At 64.8% G+C, this 21,051-nt stretch carries 17 protein-coding genes and 1 pseudogene; 5 read left to right on the plus strand and 13 right to left on the minus strand.

From position 1 onward, the window contains the following. Window positions 1-4 precede the first annotated feature (4 nt). From leuS to QRD43_RS04275, 5 genes are read right to left on the minus strand one after another with little or no spacing between them, the layout of a single operon-like run. Window positions 5-2,659, minus strand: coding sequence for a leucine--tRNA ligase (gene leuS, locus QRD43_RS04255; RefSeq protein ID WP_285981229.1), 2,655 nt, complete (start codon window positions 2,657-2,659; stop codon window positions 5-7). Between the two features lie 37 nt (window positions 2,660-2,696). Then, window positions 2,697-3,125, minus strand: a complete 429-nt coding sequence (locus QRD43_RS04260; protein WP_285981230.1) for an ExbD/TolR family protein — start codon at window positions 3,123-3,125, stop codon at window positions 2,697-2,699. 10 nt (window positions 3,126-3,135) lie between these two features. Further along, on the minus strand, window positions 3,136-3,774 hold the full coding sequence (locus QRD43_RS04265; protein WP_285981231.1) for a MotA/TolQ/ExbB proton channel family protein: 639 nt from the start codon (window positions 3,772-3,774) through the stop codon (window positions 3,136-3,138). Window positions 3,775-3,779: 5 nt separating this feature from the next. Next, complete coding sequence (gene dapB, locus QRD43_RS04270) at window positions 3,780-4,595, minus strand: 4-hydroxy-tetrahydrodipicolinate reductase (RefSeq protein WP_285981232.1); 816 nt, start codon at window positions 4,593-4,595, stop codon at window positions 3,780-3,782. Beyond that, window positions 4,592-5,173 (minus strand): outer membrane protein assembly factor BamE, encoded by a 582-nt coding sequence (locus tag QRD43_RS04275; protein ID WP_285981233.1) that lies wholly within the window; start codon window positions 5,171-5,173, stop codon window positions 4,592-4,594. The genes dapB and QRD43_RS04275 overlap by 4 nt, the downstream gene beginning before the upstream one ends. Window positions 5,174-5,276: 103 nt before the next feature. Here QRD43_RS04275 and fur point away from each other — a divergent pair, with 103 nt between their 5' ends. After that, entirely contained in the window at window positions 5,277-5,702 is a 426-nt protein-coding gene (fur, locus tag QRD43_RS04280) for a ferric iron uptake transcriptional regulator (RefSeq protein WP_285981234.1), read from the plus strand. A gap of 30 nt (window positions 5,703-5,732) precedes the next feature. Here the strand turns inward: fur and hprK are convergent, their stop codons facing one another. The 3 genes from hprK to hpf all read right to left on the minus strand — a co-directional run bounded on the left by hprK (window position 5,733) and on the right by hpf (window position 7,756). Then, window positions 5,733-6,695, minus strand: coding sequence for an HPr(Ser) kinase/phosphatase (gene hprK / locus QRD43_RS04285; RefSeq protein WP_285981235.1), 963 nt, complete (start codon window positions 6,693-6,695; stop codon window positions 5,733-5,735). Window positions 6,696-6,708: 13 nt separating this feature from the next. After that, window positions 6,709-7,179 carry a PTS sugar transporter subunit IIA gene (locus tag QRD43_RS04290; protein WP_183103497.1) on the minus strand — a complete coding sequence of 157 codons (471 nt, stop codon included), beginning with the start codon at window positions 7,177-7,179 and terminating at the stop codon, window positions 6,709-6,711. Window positions 7,180-7,414: 235 nt separating this feature from the next. Continuing rightward, window positions 7,415-7,756 carry a ribosome hibernation-promoting factor, HPF/YfiA family gene (hpf, locus tag QRD43_RS04295; protein ID WP_285981236.1) on the minus strand — a complete coding sequence of 114 codons (342 nt, stop codon included), beginning with the start codon at window positions 7,754-7,756 and terminating at the stop codon, window positions 7,415-7,417. A gap of 615 nt (window positions 7,757-8,371) precedes the next feature. Between hpf and corA the strand changes: the two genes are divergently transcribed. Further along, window positions 8,372-9,346 (plus strand): magnesium/cobalt transporter CorA, encoded by a 975-nt coding sequence (gene corA, locus QRD43_RS04300; RefSeq protein ID WP_285981237.1) that lies wholly within the window; start codon window positions 8,372-8,374, stop codon window positions 9,344-9,346. 801 nt (window positions 9,347-10,147) lie between these two features. Beyond that, window positions 10,148-11,026: a ferritin family protein gene (locus tag QRD43_RS04305; RefSeq protein ID WP_285981238.1), complete on the plus strand. Its 879-nt coding sequence runs from the start codon at window positions 10,148-10,150 to the stop codon at window positions 11,024-11,026. Window positions 11,027-11,095: 69 nt separating this feature from the next. Here QRD43_RS04305 and QRD43_RS04310 read toward each other — a convergent pair whose 3' ends face one another. The 4 genes and pseudogenes from QRD43_RS04310 to QRD43_RS04325 all read right to left on the minus strand — a co-directional run. Further along, a complete protein-coding gene (locus QRD43_RS04310) occupies window positions 11,096-11,995 on the minus strand; it encodes a hypothetical protein (RefSeq protein ID WP_285981239.1) in 900 nt (299 codons plus the stop codon). A gap of 13 nt (window positions 11,996-12,008) precedes the next feature. After that, window positions 12,009-12,902, minus strand: coding sequence for an ABC transporter ATP-binding protein (locus tag QRD43_RS04315; protein ID WP_285981240.1), 894 nt, complete (start codon window positions 12,900-12,902; stop codon window positions 12,009-12,011). Next, the gene (locus tag QRD43_RS04320; RefSeq protein ID WP_285981241.1) at window positions 12,899-13,252 is read right to left on the minus strand and encodes a GntR family transcriptional regulator; all 354 of its coding nucleotides are present in this window, start codon (window positions 13,250-13,252) and stop codon (window positions 12,899-12,901) included. Before QRD43_RS04320 ends, QRD43_RS04315 begins: the two co-directional genes overlap by 4 nt. 307 nt (window positions 13,253-13,559) lie before the next feature. Further along, window positions 13,560-14,091: pseudogene (locus QRD43_RS04325) on the minus strand (IS3 family transposase); the annotation flags it as partial. A gap of 2,227 nt (window positions 14,092-16,318) precedes the next feature. Between QRD43_RS04325 and QRD43_RS04330 the strand changes: the two are divergent. Further along, the gene (locus QRD43_RS04330) at window positions 16,319-19,609 is read left to right on the plus strand and encodes an alkaline phosphatase family protein (RefSeq protein WP_285981242.1); all 3,291 of its coding nucleotides are present in this window, start codon (window positions 16,319-16,321) and stop codon (window positions 19,607-19,609) included. Between the two features lie 103 nt (window positions 19,610-19,712). On the opposite strand, the gene QRD43_RS04335 is transcribed toward QRD43_RS04330, so the two are convergent. Beyond that, on the minus strand, window positions 19,713-19,988 hold the full coding sequence (locus QRD43_RS04335) for a VF530 family protein (RefSeq protein WP_285981243.1): 276 nt from the start codon (window positions 19,986-19,988) through the stop codon (window positions 19,713-19,715). 370 nt (window positions 19,989-20,358) lie between these two features. On the opposite strand from QRD43_RS04335, the gene QRD43_RS04340 reads away from it, so the two are divergent. Further along, the gene (locus QRD43_RS04340) at window positions 20,359-21,051 is read left to right on the plus strand and encodes a Phenylacetic acid catabolic protein (RefSeq protein WP_285981244.1); all 693 of its coding nucleotides are present in this window, start codon (window positions 20,359-20,361) and stop codon (window positions 21,049-21,051) included.

Below are 21,051 nucleotides of genomic sequence, written 5' to 3' on the forward strand. Positions count from 1 at the left end.
GCGCTCAGACCACCACGTTGACGAGACGGCCGGGCACGACCACGACCTTCTTCGGGGCCTGGCCACCGCTGAACTCGGCGAACTTCTCGTGCGCCAGGGCGGCGGCCTCGATGGCGGCCTTGTCGGCGCCGGCCGGCACCTTCAGCGAGCCGCGCAGCTTGCCGTTGACCTGCAGCATCAGCTCGATCTCGTCCTGCACCAGCGCGCCTTCGTCGACCGTCGGCCAGGCCGTGTCGAGCAGGTCGCCCAGCTGGGCCGCGAAGCCCAGCGCCTGCCACAGGGTGTGGGCGATGTGCGGGCAGGCCGGGTAGATCACGCGCAGCAGCACCGAGACGCCTTCGCGCACGGCGGCGGCCTGGCCGGCCACGTCCTTGAAGGCTTCCAGCGCGTTCAGCAGCTTCATGGCCCCGGAGACCACGGTGTTGTACTGCATGCGCTCGTAGTCGTAGGAGACCTGCTTGAGCACCAGGTGCACCTCGCGGCGCAGGGCCTTGCCGTCGGCGCTCAGGGCGGCGAAGTCATTGCCGGCGGCCTTCAGCGTGTCGGCATTCTTGGCGGCGAAGCCCCACACGCGCTTCAGGAAGCGGTGCGCGCCTTCCACGCCGGCGTCGTTCCACTCCAGCGTCTGCTCGGGCGGGCTGGCGAACATCACGAACAGGCGGGCCGTGTCGGCGCCGTACTGGTTGATCAGCTCCTGCGGGTCCACGCCATTGTTCTTGGACTTGGACATGGTGCCCACGCCCTCGTAGTCGATGGCCGAGCCATCGCTCTTGAGCTTGGCGCCGACGATCTTGCCGCTCTTCTCGTCGAAGACGTTCTCGACCTCGTGCGGCCAGAAGTACTCGATGCCGCCTTGTGTCGTGCGGCGCGAGTAGATGTGGTTCAGCACCATGCCCTGCGTCAGCAGCTTGGTGAAGGGCTCGTCGATCTTCACGAGGCCCAGGTCACGCATGACCTTGGTCCAGAAGCGCGCGTACAGCAGGTGCAGGATCGCGTGCTCGATGCCGCCGATGTACTGGTCCATCGCGGCGCCGGGGCGCATCCAGTATTCGGTGCCGGCGCCCACCATCGCGTCCTGGTTCTGGGCGTCGCAGTAGCGCATGAAGTACCAGGACGAGTCCACGAAGGTGTCCATGGTGTCGGTCTCGCGCTTGGCGGGCTTGCCGCAGACCGGGCAGGGCACGTTCAGGAAGGCGCTGTGCTTGTTCAGCGGATTGCCGCTGCCGTCCGGGATGCACTCCTCGGGCAGCACGACCGGCAGGTCCTTCTCGGGCACCGGCACGGCGCCGTGCTCCTCGCAGTGGATGATGGGGATCGGCGTGCCCCAGTAGCGCTGGCGGCTCACGCCCCAGTCGCGCAGGCGCCAGGTGGTCTTCTTCTCGCCCAGGCCCTTGGCGCCGACGAGCTCGGCGACCTTGTCGACGGCCTGCTTGTGGGTGAGGCCATCGAGCACGCCGGAGTGGATGCACACGCCTTGCGACTTGTCGCCGTACCAGTCGGCCCAGGCGGTGGTCGAGAAGGTCTGGCCCTCGACGGCCACGACCTGCTTGATCTCGATGCCGTACTTGTTGGCGAAGGCGAAGTCGCGCTCGTCATGCGCGGGCACGCCCATCACGGCGCCGTCGCCGTAGCTCATCAGCACGTAGTTGCCGATCCACACCGGCACCTGCGCGCCGGTCAGCGGGTGGGTGACCACGAGGCCCGTGGGCAGGCCCTTCTTCTCCTGCGTGGCCAGCTCGGCTTCCGTGGTGCCGCCCTGCTTGCATTCCTCGATGAAGGCGGCCAGCTCGGCATTGCCGGCGGCGGCATGCGCGGCCAGGGGGTGCTCCGGCGCGACGGCGCAGAAGGTCACGCCCATGATGGTGTCGGCGCGGGTGGTGAAGACGTAGAGCTTGCCGTCCTGGATCAGGGCGCCGCTGGCGTCCTTGATGTCATGCGGGAAGGCGAAGCGCACGCCCTGGCTCTTGCCGATCCAGTTCTCCTGCATCAGGCGCACGCGCTCGGGCCAGCCGGACAGGTAGTTCTTGTCCTCGGGGTTGGCCACCGCGGCGAGCAGCTCCTCGGCGTAGTCGGTGATCTTGAGGTAGTAGCCCGGGATCTCGCGCTTCTCGACCAGCGCGCCGGAGCGCCAGCCGCGGCCGTCGATGACCTGCTCGTTGGCCAGCACGGTCTGGTCGACCGGATCCCAGTTGACGACCTGCGTGCGGCGCTCGGCAATGCCCTTCTCGAGCATCTTCAGGAACAGCCACTGGTTCCACTTGTAGTACTCGGGCTGGCAGGTGGCGATCTCGCGCGACCAGTCGATCGCCAGGCCCATGGCCTGCATCTGCGACTTCATGTACGCGATGTTGGAGTACGTCCACTGCGCCGGCGGCACCTTGCCCTTCATGGCGGCGTTCTCGGCCGGCAGGCCGAAGGCGTCCCAGCCCATGGGCATCAGCACGTTGTAGCCCTTCATGCGCAGCTGACGCGTGAGCATGTCGTTGATCGTGTAGTTGCGCACATGGCCCATGTGCAGCTTGCCGCTGGGGTAGGGCAGCATGGAGCAGGCGTAGAACTTGGGCTTGTTCTCGTCTTCTAGAACACGGTAGGCGTCGCGTTCGTTCCAGTACTGCCGCGCGGCGGCTTCGATCTCGTTGGGGGCGTACTTGTCGTTCATGCGCCAAATTGTAGGCGCAGGGTGTGGTGCGCCCGCTTCAGGGCTTGTCGCTGCTCGGTGCTTGGGCGACGAAGGCAATGCGGTGCAGGCCGCCGTCCTGGATCCAGCCGATGAGTTCGGCCACGCGGCCGTAGGGCACGGCCTGGTCGGCGCGCAGCTGCACTTCCATCTCGGGCCGGGACTGGCCGAGTTGCTTGATGCGGGTCTTGAAGGTCGCCGGGTCGAGACGCTCCTCGCCCAGGAAGAGCTCGCCGGCCGGGCTTAGCGCGACGGCGATGAACTGCGGCGTGTCGGAGGGTGAGGCGGCCTCGCTCTTGGGGAGGTCGAGGCGCAGGGAGGAGGTCATCAGCGGCGCCGTGATCATGAAGATGACCAGCAGCACCAGCATGACGTCGATCAGCGGCGTCATGTTGATCTCGCCCATGGGCTTGGGCGCTTCGCGGCGTTCCAGGCGTCCGAAGGCCATGGCGGCAGGCCTATTCCAGGAATTCGCGCAGGTCGTGCGCAAAACCTTCGAGCTCGGCCTCGCAGGCGCCGATGCGCTTGCCGAAGACGTTGTAGGCCAGCACGGCGGGAATCGCGACGGCCAGGCCGGCCGCCGTCATCACGAGCGCCTCGCCCACCGGGCCGGCCACCCGGTCGATGGTGAGATTGCCGGCGGCCGAGATGCTTTCGAGGGCGTGGTAGATGCCCCAGACCGTGCCGAAGAGACCCACGAAGGGCGCGGTGCTGCCCACGGAGGCCAGGAGCACCTGCCCGTACTGCAGCTGCTGCACGATGCGGTGCAGGGCGTCGCGCAGTCGGCGGGTCAGCTGGGAGTCCCGGTCGCCCTGGGCGGCCAGGGTCTGGGCGGCGGGGGCCTCGGTGGCGGCCTGCAGCAGCGGCGCGAGCACGCCTTCGCGGTCGATCCGTGCCACGGTGGTGCGACCTTCGTCCAGCGACGGGGCGTTCCAGAAGGCGCTCATGCCTTGCGCCAGGTCCAGGCGGGCCCGGCGCAGCTGCCAGCCCTTCCAGAAGATCAGCACCCAGGCGCTGACGGACATCGCCAGGAGCACGAGGGCCACGGTGCGGCCCACGCCATCGCTCTGGGCCCAGAACTGGAGGAAGCCGCCCATGGTGCTCAGGCGCCCCGGCCGGTCAGGCCGAGGACGTCGTCCATGCCGTAGAGGCCCGGGCCGCTGCGGGCCAGGAAGCGCGCCGCGCGCAGGCTGCCCTGGGCGTAGGTCGCGCGGCTGGAGGACTTGTGCGAGATCTCGATGCGTTCGCCCGTGCCGGCGAACAGCACGGTGTGGTCGCCGATGATGTCGCCGCCGCGGACGGTCGCGAAGCCGATGGTGGAGGGGTCGCGCTCACCGGTCACGCCTTCGCGGCCATAGACGGCGCAGGCCTGGAGGTCGCGGCCCAGGGCCCCGGCCACCACCTCACCCATCTTCAGGGCCGTGCCGCTCGGGGCATCGACCTTGTGGCGGTGGTGGGCCTCGATGATCTCGATGTCATAGCCCTCGTTCAGCGCACGGGCGGCCATGTCCAGCAGCTTGAGCACGACATTGACGCCCACGCTCATGTTGGGCGCCATCATGATGCCGATCTTCTGGGCGCCGGCCGCGATGCGGGCCTTCTGCTCGGGCTCGAAGCCGGTGGTGCCGATCACCATGGCCACGCCCAGCTCCTCGCACAGGGCCAAGTGGGCCAGCGTGCCTTCCGGGCGGGTGAAGTCGATCAGTACCTGCGCGCCAGCCAGGCCTTCGCGCAGGTCGGACGTCACGCGCACGCCGCTCTCGCGGCCGAGGAAGGCGCCGGCATCCTGGCCGAGCAGCAGGCTGCCGTCGCGGTCCAGGGCGCCGCTGAGCTGGCAGTCGGGCGACTGCATCACGGCCTCGATCAGCATGCGGCCCATGCGGCCGGACGCGCCGGCAATGGCGATGCGCACGCTCATGAGCGAGGTTCCAGCGGCGGGTAGCTGCGGACGGGGCCCATCGGCTCCACGGCGGCCGGGGCCTGCTTGGCCGGGGCCGGCAGGGCCTTGCGCTCAGCTTCGCTCAGGGCCAGCTTGGGGGAGTCGCCCTTCGGCTTGAAGCTGTTGATGGAGGCGACAAAGTCGCGCTCCGTGGGAATGTCGCTGGGGGCATCCACGCTCTTCAGGGCATCACCCTCGAACCAGACCACCACGTGGCGGCGCTGCGGCTCGGTGCCCTGGCGGCGGATGGTGAAGATGTAGTCCCAGCGTTCCTCGTGGAAGACGTCCGTCAGCATGGGCGAGCCCAGCAGATCCTGGACCTGGGCGCGGGGCATGCCCGGCTTGACGCTGGCCAGGAGTTCCTTGGTCAGCACGTTGCCCTGCACCACCTCGACGCGGTAGGGGCGGACGAAGCCCAGCACCTTGTCGCCGGTCGCGGAGGTCAGCTCGCTCAGCTTGGGCATCTGGCTGCAGCCGCCCAGGGTCAGCAGCGCCAGCGCCAGCGCGCCGGTCAGCGGCCAGCCGCGGGGGCTGGCGTCAGGAGAAATGAGTCGCATGTCACTAGGGGCTTAGAAGTCGGCGGCCCAAGCTGGCTATGATCGACCCATTCTAGCGGCAGGCCCGGGGCCTGCTGACAGCACGCAGATTGCCGGCAAGACCATGAACCGCACCGACGAAATCAAGAACAGCGGCCTCAAGGCCACGCTGCCTCGCATCAAGATCCTCGAGATCTTCCAGAAGACCGCCCAGCGTCACATGACGGCCGAGGATGTCTACAAGGCCCTGCTCGTGGAAGATGCCGACATCGGCCTGGCCACCGTCTACCGGGTGCTGACCCAGTTCGAGCAGGCCGGTCTTCTGTCGCGCAACCATTTCGAGTCCGGCAAGGCCGTGTTCGAGCTCAACGAAGGCCATCACCACGACCACCTCGTGTGCCTGACCTGCGGCAAGGTGGAGGAGTTCTTCGATCCCGAGATCGAGGCCCGCCAGCACAAGATCGCCCTGGAGCGGGGCTTCGAGCTGCAGGAGCATTCGCTGTCGCTCTACGCCAGCTGCGTCAAGAAGGACTGCGCGAACCGGCGCTGATCCCGGCGCTGCGGCTCCCTGGAAAAGGCCTCAGGCGTCGTCCTGCAGGCCCTTTTCAATGGCGCGCTGGTGGCGCTCGACGAACTCGCGGTAGGTGTCGATCCCGCGCAGCTGCAGGATGGTGTTGCGCACGGCGGCCTCGACCAGCACGGCCAGATTGCGGCCGGCATCCACGGCGATCACGACCTTGCGCACGGGCATGCCCAGCACTTCCTCGTAGAGCGGCTCGTAGGGCAGGCGCTCGAAATCGCGCTCCATGGTCTCCTTGCGGACCAGGTGCACGATGAGCTTGAGCCGCATCTTGCGGCGCACGGCGGTCTCGCCAAAGATGGCCTTGATGTCGAGCAGGCCGATGCCCCGGACCTCGAGCAGGTTCATCAGCAGTTCCGGGCAGCGGCCTTCGATGGCGGTCTGGGCGATGCGGAAGAAGTCCACCGCATCGTCAGCCACGAGGCCATGGCCGCGGGAGATCAGCTCCAGCCCCAGCTCGCTCTTGCCCAGGCCGGACTCCCCGGTCAGCAGCACGCCCAGGCCCAGGATGTCCATGAAGACACCGTGGCGGGTCGTCCGGTTGGCGCACAGCAGAGCCAGGTAGGAGCGGACCACGTCGATGGTGTGGCCGGCGGACTCGGAGGTGACGAAGAGCGGGATTTCGGCGCGATCGCACATGGCCACCAGGCGGTCCGGCGGGGTCTGGTCGTCGGCGACGATGATCACCGGCGGCTCCAGGGTCACGATGCGCGCGATGCGGCGGTCCAGCACCTCGCCAGAGGCCTCGCTGAGATAGGCCACCTCGCGGCGGCCCACGATCTGCACGCGGTAGGGGTGGATGTAGTTCAGGTAGCCGACCAGGTCGGCGGCGGACTGCGCGTCGCGCACGGCCGTGTCGTCGAAACGGCGCTCCGGATGGGCATGTCCGGCGATCCAGGCCCAGCGCAGGGCCTCGCGGAGTTCTTCGAAGAGGCGGTCGGCGCTGATCGAGGTGGGTTTCATCCGGTGATCAGTCTCAGGCGACCGACTTCAGCGGTTCCCAGTCGGCGATCAGCTTGTGCAGCGTCGCGGCCTCGGCCTCGGTCTTGAGGCGCTCACGCAGTTCGCGGTCCGAGAGCATCTCGGCGATCTCGGAGAGGATTTCCAGGTGACGCTGGGTGGCGGCCTCGGGTACCAGCAGGAAGATCAGCAGGGAGACGGGCTCGTCGTCCGGCGCATCGAAGCCAATGGCCTGCTGCACGCGCAGCACGGCAGCCAGCGGGTTCTTCAGGCCCTTGATGCGGCCGTGCGGAATGGCCACGCCATGGCCCAGCCCGGTCGAGCCGAGGCGTTCCCGGGCAAAGAGGTTGTCCGTGACCAGGGCGCGAGCGATGGAGTGGTTGTTCTCGAACAGCAGCCCGGCTTGTTCAAAAACGCGCTTCTTGCTGGAGGCGTCCACATTCACCAGCACATTGCTGGCAGGCAGGATGGCGGCGAGACGGTTCATCGAGGTCACAGCGCCGATTACGGCTGGGTAGGCCTTGGGCGGGACGCTTGGTCACTAGGGTTGGAGCGCCGATTATAGAAAGCTCCTTGCCCACGGGCGGCCCGTCCACCGGGAGAGCCCCCCAAATGCGGTCGATTGCGTGACATTGAGGCGCTCCGGCAACGCTCCTGCACGTGTGGGCGATCAGCAAAAAGGCGCCCGAGTGGGCGCCTTGCGAACTCAAGGAAATCAGGGCTCAGGGGGCCGGCACATCCATCCGCTTGGCGGACTGGTGGTGGTGGTCCTGGAGCTTGTCCTTGTAGCGGCAGACCTGACGATCCAGCTTGTCCATCAGCTGGTCAATGGCGGCGTATAGATCTTCATGAGCCTGCTCGACAAAGATGTCACGTCCCTTCACGTGGACCGTGACCTCGGCCTTTTGTCGGCGCTCCTTCTCCTTCTGCTTCTCCACCGTGAGCAGGACGTTGATGTCAACGACCTGGTCAAAGTGGCGGGTCACCCGGTCCAGCTTGGTCAGCACGTATTCGCGCAGCGCTGGGGTCACTTCAAGATGGTGGCCGCTGATAGTCAGGTTCATAAAGCCTCCTTTCACAGGGCTTAGTCGCGAGAAAGCGTTGGTGCTTGAGAACGTTGGCGGTCGCGGTGGCGATACGCCAGTCATCGGAGCTTCAGAGGTCTTGAGGGGGGAGATTGAGGCGTGTGCGGCAGTCAGTAGCAGAGTGGAGGAATCGTTCTAGTTGCGGATCAGTGTGCTCCTGAACCCCGAACGTGACAAGCGTTTTAAGGCGGCATCAGGCGGCATCCGCAAGTGCATATTTGCTCGAGCGCAAAGCCGTGACGGATTGCGCAGGACGCCGTTGCGGGCCACCCGGATGCCCCTGGGGCAAGCCCTCGGATATCGTCGCCGCGTGCGCAATAGAAATGCTTGATGCGGCCTCCGGCGCGGCGCGATAATGCGCCGTCCCCGCTACTGGAGCCCTCCTTGGACAGCGATCACCCTCGGTGACCGTCCACTCCAGCGTCCTGGTTCGCGCGGCGCCTGAGCAGGCGCCTCGGGTGACCGGTGTCCGGAGTGAGACGGGTCACCCTGCCCCCTGCCCCGGACCTGGCCTGCACTGCAAGGCTTGTCCAACGCCCACAGATTGATCCCGCCGTGCCTGCATGCCGGCCGGACGCATGCGCTGGAGCCCTCATGCTCAATGTCTTCACGCTGGACAACGGCCGCCTCAAGGGCGGACTCTTCCAGGACGAAACCGAATCCGCCGCCGACCTCGCCATGGCCCGCCCCGTCTGGGTGGACCTCGAGAACCCGAGCTCCGAAGAGAAAGCCTGGATCCGCGAACGCTTCGGCCTGATCATTCCCGAGGACATCGTCGACGACGACCTGGAGGAATCCGCCCGCTTCTACGAGGAAGACAACGGCGAGCTGCACATCCGCTCGGACTTCCTGATCGAGGATGACGAGTCCGCCCGCAATGTGCGTGTGGCCTTCATCCTGCATCAGAACGTGCTGTTCTCGGTGCACAACGAGGACCTGCCCGTTTTCCGTCTGCTGCGCCTGCGGGCACGCCGCATCCCTGCGCTGATCGAGGATGCCAAGGACGTGCTGCTCAAGCTCTACGACGCCGACGCCGAATACTCTGCCGACGTGCTGGAGAACATCTACGACAAGCTCGAGCGCATCAGCGCCCGCGTGCTGAAGAGCGATGTGAATGACGCCGAGGCCGGCGAGGTGCTGGCTGCCATCGCCCGCGAGGAGGACTTGAACGGTCGCATCCGCCGCAACGTGATGGACACGCGCCGTGCCGTGAGCTTCATGATGCGCAGCCGCATGCTCAATGCCGAGCAGTTCGAGGAGTCGCGACAGATCCTGCGTGACATCGACTCGCTCGATTCCCATACGGCGTTCCTGTTCGACAAGATCAACTTCCTGATGGACGCCACCGTCGGCTTCATCAACATCAACCAGAACAAGATCATCAAGATCTTCTCCGTGGCGAGCGTGGCCTTGCTGCCGCCGACGCTGATCGCCAGCATCTACGGCATGAATTTCAAGCACATGCCGGAGCTGGACGCCGAATGGGGCTACCCCTTTGCCATCGCGCTGATGGTGGCATCGGTGGCGGCGCCCTTCATCTACTTCCGCCGCAAGGGCTGGCTGCGCTGAGGGCGCCAGGCGGCGCACCGGGAGGTGCTTCGCTGCCGGGATTCGCCATCGGTGATGGCGGAGATCGCGCCAGACGAAACCTGCACGCTGCACACGTTATTCGTGCGGTAGCCGATCGCCGTTCCCGACATGCACCGGCGTGTAGCTTTGTGTCAGGCCGCAGGCGTGGGCCGCAATGAAAAAGGGCTCCCGCAACAGCGGGAGCCCTGGACATAAAAGAAGCCGCAAGATGCCCCGGGACCAACGAGGGAGGGAGGGAGGAGGAGGAGAAGAGTCCCGGGATTTCAGCCCCAACACTGGGGAGATCTTGCGACCGAAAGCTTGTGGCTACTGTACTCGTTTGACTTGTTGATGGGGATGCACGCCAACCGTACTTTTCAAACCTTTGCGTAAATCTGTAAATGATTTGGCGCCACGCCTTGGATTGTTGGCTCTCGGAGGCGGAAGTTTTGCTACTTCTGTCCCCCATGCTGGGTACATGGGTGAATTCCTGACTCGGAGTCTGGGGCTTGGGGCTTACACCAAGCTTCAAGTCAGGCCGTTTCACGTAGGCAGGAGTGGATGGCTTGTCCCGCGTTTGAGTCTCATCCGGGAACGGCCGACGCACGTGGGGCTTGTCATACGCCTGCAAGCGAAGACTGTTGAACTGCGGCCGGTGCCGATAGACGACGCCCGGAAACGGGTCCGTGGCATCCGGCTTTCGCCCGACGGCCGGGGGGAGGTTCCCCCGGCTCACGGGATGCGAAGGGTGGCCGTGCGGCACCCCGTTTAGAATGCCGCCCCTAAACCATAGGACGGACCATGCTCTACCCCGAACTCTTCAAGCAACTGGAAGCCGTGCGCTGGAACATGGACACCGACATCCCGTGGGACAAGTTCGATGCCAGCCTGCTGACCGAAGACCAGGCCCAGACGATCAAGATGAACGCCATCACCGAGTGGGCGGCACTGCCGGCCACCGAGATGTTCCTGCGTGACAACCGGGACGACAGCGACTTCTCCGCCTTCATGAGCGTCTGGTTCTTCGAGGAGCAGAAGCATTCGCTGGTGCTGATGGAGTACCTGCGCCGCTTCCGCCCGGACCTCGTGCCCAGCGAGCAGGAACTGCACGAGATCCGCTTCGACTTCGACCCGGCCCCGGCCCTCGAGACGCTCATGCTGCACTTCTGTGGCGAGATCCGCCTGAACCACTGGTACCGCCGTGCCGCCGAATGGCACACCGAACCCGTGATCAAGGCCATCTACGAGACCCTGGCCCGGGACGAGGCCCGCCACGGTGGCGCCTACCTGCGCTACATGAAGCGTGCCATGCAGAAGTTCGGTGACGAGGCCCGTGCAGCTTTCGCCAAGGTGGGCGTGCTGATGGCCAGCGCCCGCCGCACGGCCCAGGCGCTGCATCCCACGAATCTGCACGTCAATGCCAAGCTCTTCCCGCGCGACACCATCCAGAGCCGCCTGCCGGATCCCGAGTGGCTGGAGAAGTGGCTGGACAAGCAGATCCAGTTCGATGCCGTGTGGGAGACCAAGGTGGTCGAGCGCATCCTGCACAACATGAGCCTGCTGATGGAACGCAGCTTCGCCAGCGTCCAGGAGCTGAACCGCTTCCGCAAGGAAGTCAGCGCCAAGGTGTCCGCGGCCACCGGCGCTGCCGGCGGCGCCGAGCCCAGCCCCGCGGCCTGATCGCACCGTCGATCCTGCAAAGACAAAGCCCGCCAATTGGCGGGCTTTTTGCTGGAGACCGGCGAGGGCTCAGGTGGCCTGGCGGCGCTTGAGCACCAGCAGGTAGAAGCACAGGCTTGCCAGGGCCAGGCCGCCCACGAAGTGCGGCGATGCCAGCTGGGCGAAGGCCGCGCCCAGGTCATGCAGCATCAGCTGCAGCAGGCTGGCGAAGCTCTCGTGCTCCAGTTGCTGAGCGGCGCCCCGGCCTTCCAGGGTCATGCTGGCATTGAACAGGGCCTTGCCGGCACCCTCGAACTGAGTCTTCAGCAGTTCGGCTACGACGCGGTTGTGATAGACCTTGTCCAGCACGTTGGCGATGATCACAGTGCCGCCAATCAGCACGGGAACCCCCCAGCGCTTGAGCCAGGCCGCCGCTGCCATCATGGCCATGAACATGGGCGCCAGCCACAGGGTCATCAGCAGCAGGCCGATGCTCAGGCGCAGCCAGCCCAGGACAGCGATGCCCATCAGGCCACTCCAGGGCACCTGACCGAAACCGGCCAAACCGTGGATCTTGAGCAGGGCGGCCGCTGCCATCACGGGCCCGCAGACCAGGCCGACGGCCATGGCTGCCATGGGCACGAGCAGCGCGTGGGTCAGCACGGTGGCGCCGATGCTCTCGACATGTGTGGCCGGCAGGGAGAGCCAGAACTCGACGGAGCGGTCCTGCTGATCGCGACGGGACAGGCCCGGCAGCTGGAACATCGACACGATCCAGCTCAGGGCGAACACGCCCGCCATACTGCCCAGCATGGCCACGGCGGCCACGGCCACCGGCGGCGGTACGTGGGCGTCGCCGTCGACGATAGGGCCCTGGAGGGGCATCAGCAGCAGGATCAGCGCGGGCGGCACCAGCATCACCAGCAGCCAGCCGATGCGATGCTGCATCCACTCGCGCTGCATGAGGGTCAGGAATCGTTGTGCATTCATGGTGGGAGCTCCTTCAGGCTTCGCGAGGCTGCAGTTCGGGCTTGCGGGTGAGGGCGACGAACAGGTCGACCAGGCTCGGGCGGAATCGCTGCCCCAGCGCCTGCACATCGGCCGGCGGCTCGCCGTCGAACAGCGCGGCCGAGCGGCCCTGCTGGCGATAGCGCAGCAGCGGATGGGCGCGGGCCACCGTGTCGGCGGCGGCCGGGTCGTGGGCCAGGGCCACGAAGCGCGAGTCCATCTCCTCCAGGCTGATGTTCAGCACCAGCTTGCCTTCGTCCAGCATCATCACGTCGGACAGCAGGCTCTCGATCTCTTCCACTTGGTGGGTGGAGATCACCACCGTGCGTTCGCCGTCGCACCATTCATCGATGAGCATCTCGTAGAAGCTCTTGCGGGAGATGACGTCCAGCCCGAGCGTGGGCTCGTCCAGGATCATCAGGCGCGTGTCGATCGCCGCGATCAGGGCCAGGTGCAGCTGCGTCACCATGCCCTTGGAGAGGGACTTGACCTTGTCATTGAGGCCCACGCTCGTGCGCTTGAGCAGCGCGCGGGCTCGCTCGGCCGAGAACTGCGGCTGCAGCCCGCCCATGAGCGTGACGAGTTCATGGACGCGGGCCCAGCGCGGCAGCACGGCCACGTCCGGGATGTAGGACAGGCCCTTCAGCAACTCCGTGCGCTGCTGGCGGGGATCCACGCCCAGCACCCGGAGCTCGCCTTCGCCAGCCTGCAGGCCGACCATCGCCTTCATCAGCGAGGTCTTGCCCGCGCCGTTGTGCCCCAGCAGGCCGACCACGCGACCCTTGGGAATCTGGAAGGTGAGGTGATCGCAGGCGACCTTGCGGCCATAGCGCAGCGTGAAGTCTCGCGCGCTGACCAGCGCGTCGGGTGAGTTGATCGTCGTGCTCATTGCAGGTCCTCCCATTGCAGATCCTGGGCGCCGATGCCCAGTTGTTTGAGTTTTTCTCGCAGCTGCGGCCATTCCTTGCGCAGGAACTGTTCGCGCTCGCTTTGCAGCAGGCGCTGGCGCGCCCCGGGTCGCACGTACATGCCCAGGCCCCGTCGGCTCTCCACCAGCCCGTTGTCTGCCAGCGATTGCAGCGCGCGGCTGACGGTCAGCGGGTTGATGAGGTACTGGTTCGCCAGCAGGCGAACCGAGGGCAGGGCTTCGCCTTCCGGCGGATTGCCATCCAGCAGCTGACTGGCCAGGCGGTCAGCCAGTTGCTGGTAGATCGGCGCATTGTCATTCCAGCTGTGCATGTCGCTTCAGGCCAGACGCCTGCGGTGTGTTGCTGATGTAGCACACCATAACAATGACCTGGGGGGCGACCTAGGGGTGGGCGACAGACTGCAGCGAAGGGGGGATGAGCTGCATAGGATGCCCGATGGTTGGTGCCTCAGTAACTGTCTGGCGGTTTGCGCTTTAATTTGAACTCGGGAGGCCGTGGCTTGTGGCTCTGTGATGGATGCAAGTTATTGATCTGATGGAGATTTTCTTGCCGCAAAGTGATCGCGTTGTCATGGCTACGTAGAGCGACTGCATGGATCGCCTCCCTATGCACCGCTAGAACAGGTCCAGCACCACAGCCACGTAAAGCCAGCCCTCGGCCGTCCAGATGTAGGTGAACTCCGCCACCCACTATTGGGTTGGGCGCGTCGGGCTGGAACTGGCGGTCCAGCACTTTGGCGGCAATGGCGCTGTGCTCGCCATGGTCCTTGGGTAAGCCATGGCGGCGCGGGCGCTCGGCGCTTGTGCGCACATGAGCCGTTCAATGCGATGCAAACCGCAGGGTTGACCCAGCGTCAGCAGGTCATGCCAGACGCGCCGTGCGTTGTAGGTACGGTCGCTGGCCACGAAGCTCTGGCGCACCGGCGCGCTCACTTGCTCGTCGTCCAAGCTGCGCCGGCGCGACATCCACTCGTAGAAGCCGCTTCGCGAGACACCGAGCGCCTCGCACCACACATTGACCGGCCACGCTCCTCGGTGCTTCGCGACGAAGCCGAACTTCACATCGATTCCTTGGCGAAGAAGGCCGCGGCTTTTTCAAGATGTCGCGCGCCATCTTGAGCTTGGCCTCCTCCTTGCGCATCCCCTCGAGCCGGTTCCTTCATCTACGCTCGCAGGCGAGTCTCATGCGCGTCGAGATCACGCGCGGTCCGCCCCGCTCGGTCACTAGATTGAGCGCCTCGACGTTGAATTCCCGGCTGAACTACCGTCTCGTCCTCATCAACCTTCTCCGGATTGAACTTCCGCCTTAACAAGGTGTCTTTCAAACTGGCAGCAGCCTAGGTGGTGCCGGCGCTAGCTCTGATCTATCACGTACCTGAGCGCCATGTAAATAGAAACTGGTTTCAAATGCCACTCACCTCTTTTCACGATGGTGGCGCCTCGCGGGCGCAAGCAAAATAATCAACAGGTAGAAAGGAACCCATCAACATGCACACTTGCCCGCATTGCAAGCAGAAAACATTCTCGACATATAAGGTGCTATTCAGGCCGCAAGGGAGAAATTTGCATTGTCCAGTCTGCGGGGGGAAATCATCCATTATCTATCCCGCGCGAGCGTGGGTTGTTGTGCCGTTACTTATCTACACAACGACTACTCTTGTTGTGCATGCTGGTTTTCTTTTTGGCGCGCTCATGCTTGCCATGCTGTTTTTTGCTGAGGCGGCCATACTGATAACGCGTACAAAAATATCTGATGAGATCTCTAAAGCAAATTTTTAAACTGCTTTCTACATTCATTCTTGCGTTTTTGCGGTGCAAAGCGCACACTCAGAAGGCGGCCCATCTCAGCAAGAGGATTCAGTCCGCGATCTATTGCGAAAGTCTTAAATAGCTGTGAGTGCCTTAAGCAAAAGTCACACGAACGTTCAGCGGCAACCGTTAAGCTTGACCATCTCGGTCGCCCAGGTGTGATCGTTGGTGGGAATGGTATTGAATATGTCATTCAATATGCCACCGAAAAGGACAAGGTTCCCTCTGCGATCGCGGGTTAGGGTGTTCACGCGCGTGTGAGCATTCCTGATCATTCGAGAATCGATCTCACCAGGCACCTCATCAATCGCCTAAAACTTTATCGAAGGGTGAAGTTGCTATGCAATGGTGAAGTCGCAAGTGGCGCCATAAAGAAAGATACGAAAGCATTGGCCGGCATTCAGACGGAGCCCACGGGAGACATGGGTGGGCTTATTTACCCTACTGAGTACAATGATCCGAATTTTTGGGGAGATATTTGGGAGTCAGTGATTGCTGATTACGGAGTACAGGCTGCCGAAGAATTTTCGCTCCAATCGTCTGATGCGCGTGAGCGATGCAAGGCTGCCTGCACCGATGCCTGCGATGTCGGTGGCGATGCCGTTGGTGTTGCTTGCAATGGGGTCGCGGTCGCATTGGCCTATGCCGGTGTGGGCGCTCCTGGGGCAGCCGTGGTTGGGTTGGCTTGCTCTGCAGGCACTTTCATTGGTAAGTATTGGTGCAAAACAAGAACATGTCGGTCGAATTGCGGCGGTTAAACCTTGCTTCTACGTAATCTGCCGCGGTGTGATAAGTGAAATGACCGGTAGCTGATATGCTCCTCATTTAAGAAGCATGAGGGGCGTTGAACAGTAGTATTTCGGCGATCCTGCCCCGAGACCGGGGCGCAAGGGCAGAAGAGGAAGGGCAGGAGGCGCCTGCTGTACCTTGGGGGTGATTCATCGTCAATTCAGGTGCCGGTCACCATGAATCACCTCGGATTCAATAGACACCTTCGAGTCTCAAGCCAGAGGCCCAATAGGAGGTGCCATGAGTAAGCAGCGATACTCCGAAGCGGTCAAACAGATCAACGTGTGGAGGTGCAAGGCGATCGATGTGTCGGCCAAGCTTGGCATATACCAGCACAGCTTGTGCGAATAGATCAAGGCGCGCCGAACGCCGTCTGTTGAGCGCCAAGCTCAGCTGCCGCTAGCCGACGAGTTGCGCCGCTTGAAGTGACCCTCCGCCCCTCCGTCGTCCCGACGTATGGGCTTAGACGTCTGCCAGACGCTCTTTCAATACTGATGAAGTTGCAGGGAAATCCTCAGGTGACTGTTCGATTTTCGTTGCCGAAATTCGACCTTCGACGAGCCAGAGATCTGCGAATTCAGACTTCGGTGAAACATCGATTCAGCCTGCGATGAAGCAAGTCGCGCCGGGCCGTTAATACGCCGCACGCTCGAGTTCAGCACCCAGCGAAAACCGACACCCTGCTCGCCCACGAATTAGGGGGCCGTTCCTGCGCCTTCGCCGCCGCAGTTCCTGCTTCAATGCGGGGGCGATCACCGCATCTGGCAAGGGAGGACGACATGGCATTCCTGAATGATCCGATCCGGCACGTCGTCGTGCTGATGATGGAGAACCGGTCCTTCGACCAGATGCTGGGGGACCTCGTCCGGCTGGATCCGGCGCGCGGCATCGAGGGCATCGATCGGGCGAATCCCGGCAGCAATCCCGTTCCGGGCGGTGGCGTCGCCTTTCAGAGCGAGGGGGCCTCGCTGCAGCTTCCGGACCACTTCGACCCCAGGCACGAGCTGCCCAATGTGCTGACGCAGCTGGGCGGGGCGGCGCACCCGACGATGGACGGTTTTGTGGCCGACGGGGCCGCGTCACTCGCCAAACGCTTCAAGGCCGACACGGTGGCCCGGCAGGTCATGGGCTACTTCAGCGCGGAGCCGGATCTCGCCCAGGACCCGCTGCCGGCCCTGCGCAGCCTAGCGCGGCACTACACCGTGTGCGACCGCTGGCATGCCTCCCTGCCCGGCCCGACCTGGCCCAACCGCTTCTTCGCGCTGTGCGGCACAGCGGCCGGGAACGTCAAGATGCCGGAGACCTTCAGTGACGTCGGCCTGCTGTTCAAGGCCTACGACATGGACACCATCTTCGATCGCCTGCGTGAAGCAGGCCGCAGCCACCGCATCTTCCACCAGGGGGTGTCCCTGTCGATGCTGCTGCGCCGTACGTGGGCACATCCGGGCGTGTACGGCGACATGGACGACTTCCACGAGCTGGCATCGGGGGATCCGGCCGCCTTTCCCGAGTTCTCCTTCATCGAGCCCAAGTACTTTTCGGTGTTCGGGCACACCCAGAATGACCAGCACCCGCCTCACGACGTGTCCTTGGGCGACGCCTTGATCGCGGATGTCTACAACGCGCTGCGGGGCAACGAGGCGCTCTGGCAGCAGACCCTTCTCGTGGTCCTGTATGACGAGCACGGCGGCTTCTACGACCATGTGCCGCCTCCGGCGACGGTGCCTCCGGACGACGCCGTCGACACGCACTTCCACTTCGACTTCCGGCGCCTGGGCGTGCGAGTGCCGGCGCTGCTGGTGTCGCCGCACGTGAAGGCGGGCGGCGTCGACCATGGCACCTACGACCACACCAGCCTGCTGGCCTACCTCTGCCGCAAATGGGACCTCCTGCCGCTGGGAGCGAGATGCGAGCAGGCCGCCGATTTCTCCGCGTCCATCGTCGCGGGTGCCAATCCGGACGTGCTGCCGCGCATCGAACTGCCCCGGCGCAAGGCCCTGAGTGCCCGGGTTTCACCAGAAATGGTTAACGAGAACCAGCGGGCGCTGGCGCTGATGGTGGACTTCGTCCGCGGGGAGCTGGGTCTCGCCGAGCGGCCGGTGGACGGGCCGCCCGGCACACGGGACCTGGCCGCGGTTGCTCCCATTTCGGGCGAGCATGTGGAGCGCAAGGCCGACGAGGCGCTGCGGTGGCTGAAGAGTCAGGCCGCGTCCGGGGCCACGGCCCCGGCGGTGGGTGCCCCCGCGCTTCGGGTCCTGATGGTGCATGGCGTGGGCCATGGCGACGACCCGGCCTCGCAGGGTTGGAAGCAGCAATGGCAGGACGAGTTCACGGCCAGTGCACGCGCCGCCGGGCTTGCGGAAACCATCCAGATCTCGTTTGAATTCACGCCATTTGACGACATTTTCGATCGCTATCCGCTCGATGCCTCCACTGTCGCGCGGGGTCTGCTGCTGCTCGGACGCCATGCCTTCGGCCCGGCACCCGTGTTCGGTCAGCGGGACCTGGTTCAGCGCGGACTGGCGGACGTCGTGCGCTGGACCGCGGGGATGGTCATCCAGTGGATCGAGAACGAGGCGCTTCGGGATGAGCTGTCACGCCGCATCATGCAGACGTTCACCGACAGCCGCTGCGACATCGTCTGCGCTCACAGTCTCGGATCCCTGGCCTGCTATGACGCGTTCCGGCGCGAGGTGGCGATGCACGCCGGCCACGCCTTCAACGGGCGGAGCTTCATCACGTTCGGCAGCCAGATCGCCCATCCCGCCGTGCAGGGCGTCTTCGGCGGGCGCATTGCGCCGCTGAATGACGGTTTGAACGGCTTCGCCCAGTGGTTCCATCTCTTCAACCCCAACGACCACGTCTTCACGGCGCCACTGCCAGGGGGCGATGTGCACACGCACTCGCTGGTGGCGGCCTTCGACCTGCCTTTCGACCCGCTCAATCACGATGGGGGCGCCTACCTGAAGCATGGCGTCATGCAGCGCTCGGTGCTGCCGGTCGTGCTGCCGGCGGCGCCTGCGCCGGCGGTTCCCGGCGCGGCACCCCGGCTGCGCCTGGCTCCTGCCATCATCGCCCCACGCCGGGCCCATCGCCGCGCCCTGCTGGTCGGGATCAACGAGTACCCTGACCCACAAATGCGGCTCAACGGCTGCGTCAACGACGTCTACCTGATGAGCGCGCTGCTTCAGGAGTGCGGGTTCGACGCAGACGACATCCGTGTGCTGACGGACGGTCGCGCCACGCGGGCTGCCTTGCAGGAGCGGCTGGAATGGTTGTCGGAGGGCGTGGGCAAAGGGGATGAGCGCGTTCTCTTCTATTCCGGGCATGGCGCGCAGATGCCGCTCTACGGTGCGGACCGGCCCGGGCAGATGGCCGAGACGCTGGTGCCGGTCGACTTCGACTGGAGCGAGGCGCATGCCTTCACGGATCAGGACTTCAATCGCTACTACAGCCAGCTGCCCTATGAATCGAGCTTCGTGGCGATGTTCGACTGCTGCCATGCCGGGGGCATGACGCGAGGCGGCCAGCGCGTCCGGGGCATCGAGCCGCCGGATGATGTGCGGCATCGCGCCTTGCGATGGAGCCCGTCCCATCAGATGTGGGTGCCCCGGGATTTCGTGGAAGCGGCCCGTCGGGGCGCCCGGCCTTTCGATGCGAGCCGTGTCGGCACCGAGGAGTCGCCGGCGCGCCACCCCTTGCCTCAGCGATCAGGACTGGGCGAAGCGGGGGCACTGCGTCTGGGTGACAAGCTCGACTTCGATGCCGCCCGGGAGCGCTATGGGCACCGCGGCCCCTACCTGCCGCTGCTGGTCTTTGCGGCGGGGCAGAACGAGCTGGCGGCGGAGTATGACCATGGGGCCACAGCCTACGGCGCCTTCACGTTCGCGATGAACAAGCAACTGCGCCAGAGGCGGTCCCGGCCACCTGGTTTTGCCAAGCTGGTGGAGGGCGTGCGCAAGGAGCTGGTCCAGCTGGGATTTCAGCAGACGCCCACCGCGAGCGGCCCGCAAGACAAGCTGGACGAGCCCTTGCCCATGCTGCGCTGGCGCGACGGACAAGGACGCTAGGCCGCCCCTGCGTCGGGCGCATCGCGCTAGAAGGCAGGCGGCCTGCCGGAAGGGTAGGCCGGCCTGGACGCTGCGTGGTCAAGCCGGGCGACCTCGAGAGGGCTCAGGCCGGGTCAGCGCCGCCCGCCCGCTCGCGACGTTGCCGTTCGCGCAGCATGTAGAGGTAGAGCCCTTCGACCTTTGCGCGGGCCCAGGGCGTCCGCCGCAGGAACTTCAGGCTGGACTTGATGCTGGGATCGAATGCGAAGCAGCGCAGAGGAATGCGTTCATCAAGGCCTGCCCAGCCGTACTCCTCCTGCAGTGCCGTCAGGATGGCTTCCAGCGTCAGGCCATGCAATGGATTGCGCGGCTGCGCAGGTGCGGCGGGAACGTCGTTCATGTCCGGATTGTCGCCGGCCCGGCGGCGGTTCTCCCAAGAGGAGCATGGAGGTGCCCACTCACCGCGGCGACGGCGTGTGAGATCGCGCAGCGCCTGCACCATTGACGCTCGCCAGGGCGGCGCGCGAAGGTCATCGCTATGCCTCATAGGGCAAATGAATTGGCGGAGTTTTGCTAATCAATTAGTTGAATGGCAAGAATCGACAAGACCTGCTCGTTTCTGCGTTTGGTCCGGGGGGCGGCACTTCTAGACTGGTCGCCACCCCAATGGCAGACGGAGAAGCAACTTGAAGGTGCAACCCAGCAGCAACGCCCCAGTCGAAGTCCTGGCGAAACCCGGCTCAGTCAAGTCACCGGAGGACTTCCAGAAGATGCCGCTCGAGTATCGCGAGCTGGCCATTCACCTGATGAAGGTCCACACCGAAGGCGAGCTGACCGGGGCCGACGACTACACCCAGGTCTTCTACAACATCGCACCCAATGCCTATGAGAAGCTCGTCTGCTGCGAGCGTGCGGCGGAAGAGATCGAGCACTACCAGCTGAGTGCCAAGGTGCTGTCCGACCTCGGCGTGGACACCAGCTACATGTTGGCCCAGAACTACCTGCAGCGCCCGCTCTATGCCAACGAACTGGTCCGGGGCGTCAAGACCTGGATGGAACGGGGCATCTTCTCGTTCCTCGGCGAGGCCGTGGTGCTCGAGCATCTGCAGGAGTTTGTCGACTCCAGCTATGCACCGTTTGCCGAGATCTTCACGCGGCAGATCATCAGTGACGAGCACACGCACATCGCGCATGGCTACCGCATCATCCACGAGGCCTGCCAGACCGAGTCCGGGCGTGCGGAGGTCCAGCAGGCGCTCGACCGGTTCTGGCCGCATCTGCTCAAGCTCTTCGGCCGTGCGGAGTCGCCGCGCACGCTGCAGTACATCAAGTGGGGGCTTCGCAAGACCAGCAACGACGAGCTCCGTCAGAAGTTCCTCAACAAGACGGTGCCGCGCCTTCAAGTCCTGGGCCTCAAGGTGCCCGAGCCCGTCCGCGGAGACGCTGCACTGGTGGAGGTGTGA

The sequence above is a fragment of the Roseateles subflavus genome, assembly GCF_030285365.1.
Classification (GTDB): domain Bacteria; phylum Pseudomonadota; class Gammaproteobacteria; order Burkholderiales; family Burkholderiaceae_C; genus Roseateles_B; species Roseateles_B subflavus.

What these genes read in the sequence shown, in the direction of transcription:
- leuS (WP_285981229.1), bottom strand. Translation starts at nt 2,659, where the DNA reads ATGAACGACAAGTACGCCCCCAACGAGATCGAAGCCGCCGCGCGGCAG.
- QRD43_RS04260 (WP_285981230.1), bottom strand. Translation starts at nt 3,125, where the DNA reads ATGGCCTTCGGACGCCTGGAACGCCGCGAAGCGCCCAAGCCCATGGGC.
- QRD43_RS04265 (WP_285981231.1), bottom strand. Translation starts at nt 3,774, where the DNA reads ATGGGCGGCTTCCTCCAGTTCTGGGCCCAGAGCGATGGCGTGGGCCGC.
- dapB (WP_285981232.1), bottom strand. Translation starts at nt 4,595, where the DNA reads ATGAGCGTGCGCATCGCCATTGCCGGCGCGTCCGGCCGCATGGGCCGC.
- QRD43_RS04275 (WP_285981233.1), bottom strand. Translation starts at nt 5,173, where the DNA reads ATGCGACTCATTTCTCCTGACGCCAGCCCCCGCGGCTGGCCGCTGACC.
- fur (WP_285981234.1), top strand. Translation starts at nt 5,277, where the DNA reads ATGAACCGCACCGACGAAATCAAGAACAGCGGCCTCAAGGCCACGCTG.
- hprK (WP_285981235.1), bottom strand. Translation starts at nt 6,695, where the DNA reads ATGAAACCCACCTCGATCAGCGCCGACCGCCTCTTCGAAGAACTCCGC.
- QRD43_RS04290 (WP_183103497.1), bottom strand. Translation starts at nt 7,179, where the DNA reads ATGAACCGTCTCGCCGCCATCCTGCCTGCCAGCAATGTGCTGGTGAAT.
- hpf (WP_285981236.1), bottom strand. Translation starts at nt 7,756, where the DNA reads ATGAACCTGACTATCAGCGGCCACCATCTTGAAGTGACCCCAGCGCTG.
- corA (WP_285981237.1), top strand. Translation starts at nt 8,372, where the DNA reads ATGCTCAATGTCTTCACGCTGGACAACGGCCGCCTCAAGGGCGGACTC.
- QRD43_RS04305 (WP_285981238.1), top strand. Translation starts at nt 10,148, where the DNA reads ATGCTCTACCCCGAACTCTTCAAGCAACTGGAAGCCGTGCGCTGGAAC.
- QRD43_RS04310 (WP_285981239.1), bottom strand. Translation starts at nt 11,995, where the DNA reads ATGAATGCACAACGATTCCTGACCCTCATGCAGCGCGAGTGGATGCAG.
- QRD43_RS04315 (WP_285981240.1), bottom strand. Translation starts at nt 12,902, where the DNA reads ATGAGCACGACGATCAACTCACCCGACGCGCTGGTCAGCGCGCGAGAC.
- QRD43_RS04320 (WP_285981241.1), bottom strand. Translation starts at nt 13,252, where the DNA reads ATGCACAGCTGGAATGACAATGCGCCGATCTACCAGCAACTGGCTGAC.
- QRD43_RS04330 (WP_285981242.1), top strand. Translation starts at nt 16,319, where the DNA reads ATGGCATTCCTGAATGATCCGATCCGGCACGTCGTCGTGCTGATGATG.
- QRD43_RS04335 (WP_285981243.1), bottom strand. Translation starts at nt 19,988, where the DNA reads ATGAACGACGTTCCCGCCGCACCTGCGCAGCCGCGCAATCCATTGCAT.
- QRD43_RS04340 (WP_285981244.1), top strand. Translation starts at nt 20,359, where the DNA reads ATGCCGCTCGAGTATCGCGAGCTGGCCATTCACCTGATGAAGGTCCAC.